This is a genomic window from Planococcus halocryophilus (assembly GCF_022489025.1).
GTDB lineage: Bacteria > Bacillota > Bacilli > Bacillales_A > Planococcaceae > Planococcus > Planococcus halocryophilus_A.
The window spans coordinates 1-13036 of the sequence record NZ_JAKVTG010000001.1; the positions used below are offsets into that span (position 1 = coordinate 1).

At 39.0% G+C, this 13036-nt stretch carries 11 protein-coding genes; 4 read left to right on the top strand and 7 right to left on the bottom strand.

The genetic code is table 11. The annotated features are described in order from the left end of the window. Positions 1 to 181: 181 nt before the first annotated feature. Genes nadA through nadB form a run of 3 tightly spaced genes read right to left on the bottom strand, consistent with a single transcriptional unit; the run spans position 182 to position 3662 of the window. Entirely contained in the window at positions 182 to 1276 is a 1095-nt protein-coding gene (gene nadA, locus MLE13_RS00005; RefSeq protein ID WP_276323754.1) for a quinolinate synthase NadA, read from the bottom strand. After that, the gene (nadC, locus tag MLE13_RS00010; RefSeq protein ID WP_240747428.1) at positions 1273 to 2127 is read right to left on the bottom strand and encodes a carboxylating nicotinate-nucleotide diphosphorylase; all 855 of its coding nucleotides are present in this window, start codon (positions 2125 to 2127) and stop codon (positions 1273 to 1275) included. The genes nadA and nadC overlap by 4 nt, the downstream gene beginning before the upstream one ends. Then, positions 2124 to 3662, bottom strand: coding sequence for an L-aspartate oxidase (nadB, locus tag MLE13_RS00015; RefSeq protein WP_240747429.1), 1539 nt, complete (start codon positions 3660 to 3662; stop codon positions 2124 to 2126). The genes nadC and nadB overlap by 4 nt, the downstream gene beginning before the upstream one ends. 100 nt (positions 3663 to 3762) lie before the next feature. On the opposite strand from nadB, the gene MLE13_RS00020 reads away from it, so the two are divergent. Continuing rightward, positions 3763 to 4893, top strand: coding sequence for a cysteine desulfurase family protein (locus MLE13_RS00020; protein WP_240747430.1), 1131 nt, complete (start codon positions 3763 to 3765; stop codon positions 4891 to 4893). A gap of 172 nt (positions 4894 to 5065) precedes the next feature. Then, complete coding sequence (locus MLE13_RS00025; RefSeq protein ID WP_240747431.1) at positions 5066 to 5377, top strand: hypothetical protein; 312 nt, start codon at positions 5066 to 5068, stop codon at positions 5375 to 5377. Positions 5378 to 5533: 156 nt separating this feature from the next. Here the strand turns inward: MLE13_RS00025 and MLE13_RS00030 are convergent, their stop codons facing one another. Beyond that, positions 5534 to 6427, bottom strand: a complete 894-nt coding sequence (locus tag MLE13_RS00030) for an accessory Sec system S-layer assembly protein (protein WP_240747432.1) — start codon at positions 6425 to 6427, stop codon at positions 5534 to 5536. A 5-nt stretch (positions 6428 to 6432) separates the two neighbouring features. Beyond that, the gene (gene secA2 / locus MLE13_RS00035; protein WP_240747434.1) at positions 6433 to 8790 is read right to left on the bottom strand and encodes an accessory Sec system translocase SecA2; all 2358 of its coding nucleotides are present in this window, start codon (positions 8788 to 8790) and stop codon (positions 6433 to 6435) included. A 309-nt stretch (positions 8791 to 9099) separates the two neighbouring features. Here secA2 and MLE13_RS00040 point away from each other — a divergent pair, with 309 nt between their 5' ends. Then, positions 9100 to 9477, top strand: a complete 378-nt coding sequence (locus tag MLE13_RS00040) for a hypothetical protein (RefSeq protein ID WP_240747436.1) — start codon at positions 9100 to 9102, stop codon at positions 9475 to 9477. A 57-nt stretch (positions 9478 to 9534) separates the two neighbouring features. On the opposite strand, the gene MLE13_RS00045 is transcribed toward MLE13_RS00040, so the two are convergent. Then, positions 9535 to 9924, bottom strand: coding sequence for a DUF805 domain-containing protein (locus MLE13_RS00045; RefSeq protein WP_240747437.1), 390 nt, complete (start codon positions 9922 to 9924; stop codon positions 9535 to 9537). 274 nt (positions 9925 to 10198) lie between these two features. Between MLE13_RS00045 and MLE13_RS00050 the strand changes: the two genes are divergently transcribed. After that, positions 10199 to 11608: a trypsin-like peptidase domain-containing protein gene (locus MLE13_RS00050; RefSeq protein WP_240747438.1), complete on the top strand. Its 1410-nt coding sequence runs from the start codon at positions 10199 to 10201 to the stop codon at positions 11606 to 11608. 90 nt (positions 11609 to 11698) lie between these two features. On the opposite strand, the gene MLE13_RS00055 is transcribed toward MLE13_RS00050, so the two are convergent. Further along, positions 11699 to 12892, bottom strand: a complete 1194-nt coding sequence (locus MLE13_RS00055; protein ID WP_240747440.1) for a LysM peptidoglycan-binding domain-containing protein — start codon at positions 12890 to 12892, stop codon at positions 11699 to 11701. Positions 12893 to 13036: the final 144 nt, after the last annotated feature.

The following is a 13036-nucleotide window of genomic DNA, read 5'->3' on the forward strand; positions in this document are numbered from 1 at the left end:
CCTTTTGGGGAATGGCTTTTTTTGCGTGAATTTGGAGGGACCGCACCTTGAAAGGTACATTCCGCACCTCCGGAGGCGAAAAGCGCACCTCAGAAGCCAAAGACCGCACCTCGAGAGGCAAAGACCGCACCTCGCGCAAATAAAAGCAAATAAAAAAAGAAGGCGCAATGCCTTCCTTAAATCACATCATTTTTTCCAAAGCCAATTTTGCTTCAATCGCCGTTTTGGCCTCAACTTGAATGCGGTTAATAACACGTCCTTCTACCAATTCTTCAAGAGCCCATGTTAAATGAGGCAAATCAATGCGATTCATTGTTAGACAAGGGCACATAAAAGGATTTAACGACACGACATCAAGATCTGGGTGATCTGCAATCAGCCGGTTTACCAAATTCATCTCGGTACCAATTGCCCATTTGGACCCAGGTTCAGCCGCTCGAATCATATCAATAATGTATTTTGTCGACCCGGCAAAATCGGATTGACTCACCACTTCATACGTGCATTCTGGATGCACCAAAATGTTGCGGTCGGGTTCATTTTGCCGTAAGTTGTCAATGTGTTTCGGTAAAAAATTCATGTGTACAGAACAATGGCCTTTCCACAAAATAACTTGTATGTCTTCTAGCGGACATTGCGCTTCGAGTTTTTGTTTTATCGGATCCCAAATGGCCATTTGCTCAAGCGGAATGCCTAATTTCACGGCTGTGTTGCGTCCAAGATGCTGGTCTGGCAAAAACAGCATGCGCTGCTTTTGAGTTAAAGCCCAGCGCACCATCGGCTCAGCGTTAGAAGAAGTGACCGTAGCTCCGCCGTTGCGTCCGACAAACGCTTTAATCGCTGCAGTTGAATTGACGTAAGTTAATGGCACAATTGTATCGCCGAAAAGTTCTTGTAGCTGTAGCCAAGCGCGTTCTGTTTGATCAATATTGGCCATGTCTGCCATTGAACAACCGGCGCGCATATCGGGCAAAATAACTGCTTGCTCAGAATTTGTTAGAATATCTGCAGTTTCCGCCATGAAATGAACACCACAGAAAATAATATAGTCTGCTGTTTGCTGTCCGGCAATTTGAGAGAGTTGAAGCGAGTCGCCTGTCACATCAGCGTAACGGATAACCTCGTCTTTCTGGTAATGATGACCGAGTATGTATAAACGATCTCCGAGTTTCGAGCGAGCAAGTTTTGCACGTGCATGCAGTTCCTCAGTTGTTGCTTGTAAGTATGAAGCGGGCATACCCTCTTCTTGCTGTAATTCTTTTAGAAATAGAGTCATTGATAAATTGCCTCCTTATGTGAATTAGTTAAATTCATACTGATATCAAGGTTGTGAACACTGTGAGTTAATGCTCCAATAGAAATCACATCGACGCCTGTATGACGGTATGCCGCTAAATTTTCTAATCCAATGCCACCCGAAGCTTCTGTGCAGATCGACTCTGGTACGAGTTTTACCCATTCAGCTAGCGTTTCAGGAGTTTGATTGTCGAACATTATAACGTTTGGACGTGCCTCGATCGTTTCTTGTAATTGAGCTAAATTTTCAATTTCAACTTCAATCATGGTCATATGTCCCACTTGTTCGCGTACTTTTTTTACGGCTTGATGGATAGATCCAGCAGCGACGATATGGTTGTCTTTTAACATGACAGCGTCGTATAGCCCATTTCGATGATTAAATCCGCCACCAGTCCGCACTGCATATTTCTCAAACATTCGCAGTCCAGGTGTGGTTTTTCTTGTGTCGGCAATGCGTGTGTGGGGAGAGTTTAAAACTTCCACACATTTCGCAGTCAATGTCGCGATCGCACTCATGCGTTGTACCAGATTTAAAAGCACTCGCTCTCCAGCTAATAACACTGCAATAGGTCCTTCTATGCGAATGATAGCTTCGCCAGATTTTACCCAATCGCCATCTTTTTTTAAAAATTCTACTGTAACTGCAGAATCTAATAAGTTGTATCCCCATTGAAAGCATTGTAATCCGGCGATAACTCCGTCTTGTTTTAGACGAACAACTGCTTCACCACGATCTTCCGGACTGAAAAGGATAGATGACAAATCACGATCTCCAATATCCTCTAATAAAAAATTTTTGATAGCTTTTTCCGCTTTTAAGCGATTCATGACACGGTCTCCTTTTGTTGTAATAGGCGCTCTCCAAATGTGTGGCCGGTTAAAGACAATTCGACTGTTTTACCAGTCCACTGTGCAGAAGTATCTGGTGTATCACTCCGATAATGGGCGCCACGGCTTTCGTCTCGCAGTAAGGCAGCTTTAGCGATCAAACTGCAAGCAGTATACCGGTGAATGTGCTTGATATGTTGACTAGAATAATGCTGTAAATCAAAAAGGCGAAGAGGGAAATCGGCATTGAATTTTTGTAGTTTGTCTATTTCTCTTAAAATCCCTACTTGCTTTGTCATGCGCACTTGCAGATTAACAGGCAAAGCGAATTCTTTTGTCACTTCGGCTAATTGAATTTCTTTTTCTTTAAAATTAAAACCGGTACTTAGTAATTTGCTGGCTAAACGTTTAGCGAACACCAAGCCTTCAAGCAAGGAATTGCTGGCTAGTCGATTTGCGCCGTGCACACCAGTCGAAGCCACTTCTCCGATGGCATATAGACGAGGAACCGTTGTTGCTCCCCATTCGTCGGTCTGAACTCCTCCCATATGGAAGTGAGCACCAGGTCTAACAGGAATCAACTCTTGTTCAGGATTGATATGTAGATTATGACAATTTGTAAAAATCGAAGGAAACTTTGACTTGAACTGCTGAATGGGTCGAGCATCTAGAAAGACAGGTCCTTTTTGCTGCCAATGCCATTCAATGGCACGAGCAACTATGTCTCGTGGTGCAAGTTCCATTAAGGGGTGAACACCGGTCATGATGCGTTGTCCATCAGCATTGACAAGCCAAGCTCCTTCGCCACGGACTGCTTCGGAAATCAATCCATGTGACTCGCCATTAAGAGTTAAGACAGTGGGATGGAACTGGACAAATTCCAAATCTTCTAAGACGGCACCTGCATGAAAAGCTAGTGATAAGCCATCTCCTGTAGCGACTGAGGAGTTGGAAGTTTGACTATACAATTGACCGATACCACCGGTCGCCAATACGATATGGTGCGCTTGAATGATAGAGCGATTGCCTTGGTCGTCTTCTATACAGACGCCAACACATTGGCCATCTCTTAACACGAGTTCAAGAACAGAACTGTAAGGCAGGCGTTTAACGTGATCTTCAGTTACGGCTAAGAAATATTGCAAGAACATTTTTCCTGTTTGATCTCCTCCCGCATGAAGAATTCGTTTTGTGGAATGTGCCGCTTCTTGACCAAGGAGCGGGAGTCCTGCTTGATTGGCGTCAAAGGGTAATCCTCGTGATAACAAGCTTTCAATTATTGCTAGCCCTTCAGTTGTTAAAAGTTTCACACGTTCAGCATCTGCATGACCAGCGCTTGCGAATAATGTATCTGTGGCATGACTAGTCGGGTGGTCTCCGGGACCAATACTCGCAGCAACCCCTCCTTGGGCTAGAGCCGTATTACTTGAAAATGAATCTTCTTTTGTAAGCACCGCAATGGACAACGAAGAAGAAAGAGAATGAGCTAACATTAGTCCCGCGATACCGCCTCCGATTATACAAACATCAAACATAAGTTTACACCAACTTTACAAGTGTCTTGACACTATTAATGACATAAAGCTAAAGTGATTACAAGATTAAAATATAGTATGTGAAGGAAATGATGGAGAAATGGCAATTTATTTGGATTATGCAGCAACAGCTCCTATGCGGGAATCTGCTAGTGAAGCTTATGTCACTGCAGCTAGAGAGGTTTTTGGAAATACGCAAAGTTTGCATGATAACGGCTCAGATGCTTTGATGCTATATGAGTCGTGCCGACGGATGTGGGGGGGATTGCTCAATGTACGAGGAGAAGGGATGTATTTTACCGGCAATGCATCAGAGGGAAACCAATTGGCGATTCGCTCTTTGCTGCGTGGAAGTAAAGGCAGCAATCGCGAAATTATTACCACACAACTTGAACATGCTTCTGTGCTGACGACCTTACATGAGTTAGAAAAGGAAGGGTACCGAATTCGTTATGTACCAGTTGATAGAGACGGAGTTCTTGAGTTAGAGGAATACAAAAAAATGATTACGGATCAAACGGCTTTAGTGGTCATTCAGTTGGTCAACTCAGAAATGGGAGCCATTCAGCCAATAGCAAAATGTACTGCTATTGCGAAAATGACTGCTGTTCCTTTTCACTGTGATATTGTCCAAGCAGTCGGTAAAATACCGGTAGATTTGGCTAGTTTAGGTGTTACTTCTGCCGTTTGTTCAGGACATAAAATCGGTGGGCCAAAGGGAGTGGGCATCGTGTGGCTAGACCCTAGCATCCACTGGGAGTCGACTTATGAAGGAACTACGCATCAGCAAGGCTTTCGCGCCGGAACGATAGACGTTCCAGCAATTGTATCGGCAACTATTGCTGCAAAAGAAGCCATATCAGAACAAAAACAAGTTTTTCAGCACGCTGAAAATTTGCAGTCTTATTTACAAGAACACCTACCAGAAGATGTTAGGATGATAGGAAATAGTGCTAAAAAATCGCCATTTATTTTAGGGGTTTTATTACCTCATGTAGAAGGGCAGTGGATGATGCTCGAATGTAATCGCCATCAGGTGGCGATTTCAACAGGAACTGCCTGTAAGATTGGCGCTGGTGAAGCGATGTCTGCAATGAGTGCTATAGGGATAGCGCAAGATGCTGCCCGCAAATTTATCCGAATATCAATTTCCAAAAATACCACGAAACAGGAACTCGAGGCATTTCTACAAATACTCCGAAATTCAATGTCGAAAACTACGACGCGATAAATAGATTGTAAATCAGGGATTAAGAAATTCTAAAGACTTCAAAGGAGAAGGGACGGCATTTAGTGGATGAGTTAAGCTAGATGTAACGACTAATCATTTGAAGGAGGAAAAATAGTTAAAGACTTTGTTCTTGAAAACATCTATTTTTATTCTGGCAATGGGATTTGTTTGGATGACGCAACTAAACACACAAGCTTATCAAATAAAAGAATCTCCAGCATCTTATGAAAGGAGTGAATTACCAACTCCTTATGAAAATCAGTTAATGGAGGAGCTAGAGGAAAAACTGCGTATTTTAAGTGCGCAAATAGAAGGCGAAAACACCATAAGCTTTGATCAATACAAACAATATCAATCGACCTTGAATGAGTTAATACAAGATACAACTACCATCTCGCGAGAAACAGAACCAATGAACTTAACAAATCAATTCGAACAGTTAGTAACAGTTCAAAAAACATTACAGGAAATTGATGTGAAATAAAAATACACCGCAATGGGCATTGATTGTCATATAAATAAAAAAACACGATACCTTCCTTAAATCAGTTGGTCGAAGGTGTCGATAATGACAATGAAAAACCAGCCACTTTTTTAAGAAGGGCTGGTTTTATACTACGTAAATAGCAGCTATTTACTTTTAGTTAGGGATTCGAGCAGTCCAACGTGACAAATCTGGATTCGTTATTTGTAATGTTTCTTTAGGGAAAATAAAGGTCCAAGGTTTTGTTGTATTGGCTTTAATGGTAAGAGGAGCTAGTTTAAATGAACCTTGGACAATTGAATGGCCGTTTGCGTCTAAAATTTCTAATGGTAAATTTTCTAATTCAATTTGTTTTGAATAACCATTACGAATAAAGACTGACACAGCTAAATTGCCTTCTTCTGAAAAACTTGTTTGAAATCCTGTTAAATTCAATTCTTGAGAGTTTAACTTTGGTAATGTATTCACAAGATTTCTTAATACTGATTTCTTTTTGGCTGTTAGTGCTTTTTCCCATGTGCTGTCTAAGTCCAATGCATGTGGGACAAGAGATTGAACATTAAAGGCTAATGACCAATCGGCAGCAGGCATTTCTGTAATTTGAATAGCATCTTTATGGAATGTGAAAATCCAAGGTCGATTTGCGAGAGGTGGAATAGTTCCTAGCTCTGACAAATCAAATTCCTGTGAAGCAATGGTTTCTTTTTTAGGACCAAGTAGTACCAACTCTGCTTTTTCCATTGTTATTGGACGATTAAGTGAAGATCGGAAAAATGCTTGCACATTCCAATCTCCCGTATAAGGGTCCGCTTCAATATTAATCCCAGCAAGTGATAATTGGTCTTCTTGCAAGGCTGGTAGATCATTTGAAAGAAACTTTAATACATATTCTTGCTCTTTGCTAATTTCCCATTGTGGCGAAATAGATAAAATTGGTGTTACTTCTTCTACTGAAGAAGGTTTATTGGACGACTCAGTCATTTCGGAAGATGAAATAACTGCTTCTTTACCGTTTTTATCTGTTTTATTAAAAAAAGAAAAAATTTTCACTACATTTACCCCTTTTCTTGATTAGCCAAATTGCGCAAGAATCCTAAAATTTCGGAAGCAATTAGATAGCGTAAGTTTTGGAAATTCATGGCGAATAGTTCAAGGCCTTCTTTTTGGTAGATTCTCATAGGGTCTTCTTGTTGATATGAGCGAAGACCTATACCTTCTTTGAGATGAGCCATTGATTCGAGATGCTTGACCCACATTGAATCAATTTGAGGTTGCATAACAAGTTGTACTGTTCTGTTCACTTTTTCATCATTTTGACTTAAAGCAATAAAGCTTGAAATGCTTTCCAAATAAGGCTCAATTGCCAAATCAATCTCTTTACGCTTACTCAATTGATCTGGAATATTAATTGTTTCCCCTAGTAATTGTTGTAAATCTTGTTTAATTGCTGCTAGGTGTATAAGTTGAATATCTTCATGTTCAGGGAGAGTTTCTGAAATAACATAATCAGCGGCATCACGAACCATGCTTTGTACCAATTCAAAGTTTTCATTGCCTGCCAGTACACGGTTTCTCAAATCATAAACGATTTTTCGTTGTTCATTGATGACATCGTCTAGTTTAAGATTGTATTCTCGCATAGAGAAGTGAGAGCCTTCAACAATTCGTTGCGTCCGTTCAGTTAGTTCATGAATTTCTTTATTGGTAATTTCTCCGAATTTATCGGTCTTCATCTTTTTCTCAAACTTCTCAACGTCTTCTTTTGCGAAGCGTTTAAACATATCATCTTCAAGCGCAATAATAAATTGAGAGGAACCTGGGTCGCCTTGACGCCCGGATCTTCCACGCAATTGATTATCAATTCTGCGATTTTCGTGTTTTTCTGTTCCAATCACATGCAAACCGCCTAGTTCTGCTACGCCGTCTCCAAGAACAATATCAGTTCCGCGTCCCGCCATATTTGTCGCCACAGTAATTTGGTTTAACTGACCTGCTTGAGAAATCAAATAAACTTCTTCATTCATACTTTTTGCGTTAAGCAATTGGAAATTTAACTCTTTTTCTTTTAAATAAGTAGCTACGGCTTCTGATTGTAGAATAGAAGTTGTTCCAATCAAAACAGGTTGACCAGTTTGATGGCGCTTTGCAACTTCTTCTGCCACTATTGTGTATTTCTGATGTGTCGTTTGGAATACACGGTCTACTAAGTCAACGCGGGCTTTAGGATGATTGGTAGGAACTTCTATAACGTCCATGCCATAAACTTCTCGGAACTCAGTTTGTTGTGTTTTAGCCGTTCCTGTCATACCAGAAAGAAGCGGATACATACGGAAAAAGTTTTGGATGGTTATTTGAGCTTGTGCTTTGTTTTCTTCTGTAATCTCGACTTTTTCTTTTGCTTCAAGTGCTTGATGAAGCCCATCAGAAAGTGTGCGACCGTCTAAAGTACGACCTGTGAACATGTCGACCAACATAATTTTATCGTCTTTTACAATATAATCGACATCACGTATAAACATAACCCGAGCACGAAGAGCCATAATAACATAATGGTAGAGGGTCTGATGTTCAAGTTCGTAAAGGTTATCTACACCAAATGCCTTTTCTACTTTTTCAATGCCTTTGTCAGTCAATGATGTCGCTTTTGTTTCATCATCGTATTCATAGTCTTCATCTTCAACAAAACGAAGAGCTAGCATAGATGCGATTTTATGTAGGTCCGCATTGGCTTTCATTTTTCCAGCAACAATAAGTGGGGTTTTCGCTTCATCGATTAAAACACTATCGACTTCATCAATTATTGCGTAATGATAAGGACGTTGAACTTTTTCTTGTAAAGTAGGAGCCATATTATCCCGTAAGTAATCAAACCCGAATTCTGTTCCGACACCGTAAGTGATATCGGCTTGATAAGCTTGTTGTTTTTCATCGCTAAGCATTAGAGGAAGATTTAAACCAACTGTTAATCCTAAAAAGCGATGAATTTGACCAATTTGATCAAAATCTCGTTTAGCTAAATATTCATTCACTGTAATAATATGTACGCCTTTTCCTTCTAAAGCTCTTACATATGCCGAAAGAGATGATACTAATGTTTTTCCTTCTCCTGTAGGCATCTCAGCGATGTTCCCTTCCGCTAAAACAAGACCGCCTAATAGCTGAACATCAAAATGACGCATGCTTAATACGCGTTTTGAAGCTTCACGGACCACTGCGAAAGCATCGGGAATGATTTTTTCTATCTTAATTCCTTTGTTTACTTGTTCTTTAAAGATGGTAGTCATTTGCTGAAGTTCCCCATCGGACATGGCTTGGTACTTTGCCTCAAGAGCATTAATAGATGCTACTATCCGATTGTACTTTTTCAACTGTCTAGTATTCGGTTTAGTTGATCGCTTAAATAACATTACCATGAATAATAATCTCCTTTTTCTATCGCACTACTACTTGCTTATTTTATCAAACTTTCCCAGCAAACTCCACATTACTTTGTATGGATAACTTTCATTATAAACAGTTGTACTGCTAAATTCGACTGAGTTAAAGCTAAATAAATCGAGTAGTAGTCATGATAATAATTTGAGATTTCATTTATCTATTAGCAGCTCGAATTGTAAAGCAGAGATTAAGAACTTCTAAAGACTTCTTGAAAAAAGTTTATGGTCGGCGAAACTATTAGCAGCTGTTAATAACGCCGAATTTTTTTGGAGGAGGAAAAATATATGCAGAAGATATATTGGAGAGTAGTACTTGCTATTTTTGCCATAGTATTTGTTTTGGCACAACCAGATGCGCATATGTCAAACCGGATTTTTGAATTAGAAAAGCAGTCACAAAAAATAAGTGAGAATTTAAATGTAAAAGATATTCAATCTGTAAATAACATAGAGAAAGACTTAAATAAAATAAATTTAGAATTAGATAATCCAATATCGTTAAGTTTTGAAGAATATGAGCTATATCAAACGACCTTAAACGACCTACTGCAAGAGACAACTATTATTTCAAAAGAAAATGAGTTGGAACCAACGATCATCGCGACTAAATTCGAATGCTTATTAACGGTTCAAGAAAAACTGCAAGAAATAGATGTAAAATAAATTATGCAAAAAAAAAACACCGAAATTGTGAAAAGACAATTTCAGTGTTTTTGTAATTTAGTTACTAACTGGTTTAAAGTCATGTCCAAATTCTTTTGGATTTGGACCGTATTTATTTGTACCTGACTCGCTATCAAGTAATGTGAATACGAATAAAGCAATCCATCCAAGAATAGGGATAAAGCTAAGTAATAACCACCAACCTGTACGCCCGATATCGTGTAAGCGGCGAACTGAAAGTGATATACTTGGAATTAGAATAACAAGCGAAAAAATAGTGCTTAAAAGTCCTAAATCTGACGTGATTTCTAAGTTCAATACAAGTTCAACGATGGATAAAACTACTGAAATAATACTAGTCCATAATATGAACATCCAATATTCTTTTCGGCGCGACCTACTTTTAAAGTCTAAAGTCTTCTTGAATACATTTGTAAAATCGTTCATTTTCGTATCTCCTAAAAAATAGTATTTTATTGAATCGATTATATCATTAAATGAAAAGAAAAAGAATAGAATAAAATAATAAAAAATGCCATTTCCACTTACTTATAGATGTGAATTTGATTTGTGTAATAAAAATATCTTCTGAATTGATAGATTTATTACAAATGCGAAGACTTCATTACATCTTGCAACCCTAAGTAGTTGTTTTACGTTATAAGGTTTATAATGGAAGAAAATAAAGAACTTTATGCTAGAACATCAAGGAGGTACAACTATGAAATGTGACAAATGTGGAACTGAAAATGTAGAAGGCTCTAAATTCTGTAAAGATTGTGGGCATTCACTTATAAAGACAAGAACTAAAAAACAAAAAAAACGTAACCTTATTTATTCGGTTATTTTAGTAGTAACATTACTTGGTGTTGGGATCGGGTCTGCTCAATTAATGGACAACAATGCGGAGCCTTCTAAACAAGAGCAAACCAAGCCGGAGAAACCGGAAGTGCCAGAAGTAGTAGAAGAGCCTGAAGAAGTTGAAGAAATCGAAGAACCAGAAGTAACAGTTCCAGCTGAAGAAGAAATAGTAGGGGCGGTAACAAAAGCAGAAAATATCGTGCCACCTTCTGAACAGGAAGAAAAAGTAGAACCGAAGAAAAAAGAGAAAACGGCAATCATTAAGGAATCACAGCAAAAAGTATATACAGTATTAACTGAAGGTGGACAAGGTTCAGGATTCTTGTTTTCTGATACTGGAATGGTCGTAACAAATGCTCATGCAGTGGCAGGATTTACAGATGTTGTCGTTCGTAATATTAACGGGCAAGATCAACCAGGTAAAGTGGTCGGAATTTCTGGTGAATCGGATATTGCATTGATTCATGTAGCAGCATTTGAAGGCATTACGCCATTAGAAGCTGAAATGGGTACAACGGATGTTGGAACAGAAGTTATTGCGCTCGGCAGTCCAGCAGGATTGGAAAATACTGCGTCAATTGGTTATATAACAGGAATTGATCGTGATTTTTACCAAGAGTTTACGTATGAAGATATTTATCAAATCGATGCGAAAATTGCACCCGGAAGCAGTGGCGGACCTTTAGTAGATGCGACAACCGGGAAAGTAATTGGGATCAACTCATTAGTTATGGAAGAAGGCGATTCAATTGGCTTTTCTATTCCATTGTATTCAATGCATGAACAATTATCTCAATGGGTAATCAATCCCATGTCGGCAGAAGAAGTCGCGACAGTATTTGATGTATACGAAGATTTCGATAGTTATGAAGACGAAAATTATGAATACGATATTGATTTGGAAATGAATTTTAATGAAGCCAACTTAAGCGAATTTATTGGCGATTTCCGTTATTATTACGAACTAGCATTGAAAGAAGAAGACTTTTTCTATGTACAGAATTTACTCGTTTATCAAAGTGAAATTTACAATGGTATAAGTCAATACATTTCAGATATCTCTGGCAAAGGGATGGAGTTCAACTTTACTCGATTGGATATCTCGGATGTTGAAATCTTTGATGATTATGCAGTTGTACAAACAGAAGAAGCTTTTGATTTCAAAGACGCTGATGGTAATTGGTCTGTTCAAGAACGCAGCAAAACCTATACCATTGTAATGGATGAATATGGTTTTTACTATGTTTCGGATATTGTGAATAAAGAATAATTTGCTTATATGTAGATAAAAAAGAAATTCCCGTTAGTCGGGAATTTCTTTTTTTTTATGAGTATTTTGTTGCATGAGATAATTCCATTATTATGGAATTATTAACACTTGTCCAACGCGAATAGAATTGACATTGGCTAAATTGTTGGCTGCGGCAATTTTAGCTACTGTAGATTTGTAGATGCGTGCAATGCTGTAAAGTGTGTCACCGGCTTTAACTGTATGTTTAACAGTTGTCGCAGGGGGTGTGGTCGTTTTTCCAGGAATCGTTAACACTTGACCAACCTGGATTAGATTATAGTTGGTGATGTTATTGGCTTTAGCTAGGTCTGTAACGGTAACATTATATTTTCTTGCAATGCTATAAAGCGTGTCTCCAGCTTTTACTGTGTACTTAACAGCTGTTGCAGGAGGTGTGGTCGTTTTTCCAGGAATCGTCAATACTTGACCGACCTGGATTAAATTATAGTTAGTGATGTTATTGGCTTTAGCTAATGCCGAAACAGTTACATTAAATTTTTTGGCGATGCTATAAAGCGTGTCACCAGCCTTAACAGTATAGTTTGTTCCAGTAACAGGAGCAGAAGGTAGTTTCAACAACTCGGATACTGTAACAAATGTGTATCCTTTCGCTTTCAATTTGCTAATCATGCCTGGTAAAGCCCCAGGTGTTCCTGATGCGCCAGCACCCGTATGCATCAACACAATAGATCCAGGAACAATGTTATTCATTACTTTATTAGTGATTTGTGTCGAAGAAACGCCTTTCCAGTCAACGGTGTCAATATTCCATTGTATGGTATGAGTGTAGCCTGCATCACCAACGGCTTTTAAAACAGCTGCATTAGATGCGCCAAAGGGAGCGCGGAAAATCGGCTTTGTCGATTTTCCTGTAATGTCTTTAAGCGTTGCTTCTGTTGTAGCAAGTTCGCTTTTCATTTTAGCCGCCGACAATTTTGTGAAATCAGCATGTGAAAAGGAGTGGTTGCCAATTTGATGGCCTTTAGCTGAAATGTTCTTAATCCAAGAAGGATGATTTTGAGCGCCAGAACCAGTTAAAAAGAATGTTGCATCCACTTTATTGGCAGATAAAACGTCTAAAATTTTGTTAATGTTTGTGCCATCTGAACCATCATCAAACGTGAGCGCGACTACTTTACTGGATGTGTTGCCTTTTGATATATATGTGGAACTTGCGGCTTGAGACAGACTAGAGAAAGAGAAGACGGTAAATAGGATCAGAAGCAACGCGGCTGTGACTTTTACCCATTTAGAAGAAAGCACCTTTCTCACCCCTTTAGTTAGTGCGCTGAAACAGAGTCAGCGTATGTATAAGGCTTATTTAAGTGAGAAAATCATGAGGGAGATTGTACTTCTAATATATCACGAACGTAGATATTTAGCCTTGTTTATGATTGGAAAGTGGAG

What these genes read in the sequence shown, in the direction of transcription:
- nadA (WP_276323754.1), bottom strand. Translation starts at nt 1,276, where the DNA reads ATGACTCTATTTCTAAAAGAATTACAGCAAGAAGAGGGTATGCCCGCT.
- nadC (WP_240747428.1), bottom strand. Translation starts at nt 2,127, where the DNA reads ATGAATCGCTTAAAAGCGGAAAAAGCTATCAAAAATTTTTTATTAGAG.
- nadB (WP_240747429.1), bottom strand. Translation starts at nt 3,662, where the DNA reads ATGTTTGATGTTTGTATAATCGGAGGCGGTATCGCGGGACTAATGTTA.
- MLE13_RS00020 (WP_240747430.1), top strand. Translation starts at nt 3,763, where the DNA reads ATGGCAATTTATTTGGATTATGCAGCAACAGCTCCTATGCGGGAATCT.
- MLE13_RS00025 (WP_240747431.1), top strand. Translation starts at nt 5,066, where the DNA reads ATGACGCAACTAAACACACAAGCTTATCAAATAAAAGAATCTCCAGCA.
- secA2 (WP_240747434.1), bottom strand. Translation starts at nt 8,790, where the DNA reads ATGGTAATGTTATTTAAGCGATCAACTAAACCGAATACTAGACAGTTG.
- MLE13_RS00040 (WP_240747436.1), top strand. Translation starts at nt 9,100, where the DNA reads ATGCAGAAGATATATTGGAGAGTAGTACTTGCTATTTTTGCCATAGTA.
- MLE13_RS00045 (WP_240747437.1), bottom strand. Translation starts at nt 9,924, where the DNA reads ATGAACGATTTTACAAATGTATTCAAGAAGACTTTAGACTTTAAAAGT.
- MLE13_RS00050 (WP_240747438.1), top strand. Translation starts at nt 10,199, where the DNA reads ATGAAATGTGACAAATGTGGAACTGAAAATGTAGAAGGCTCTAAATTC.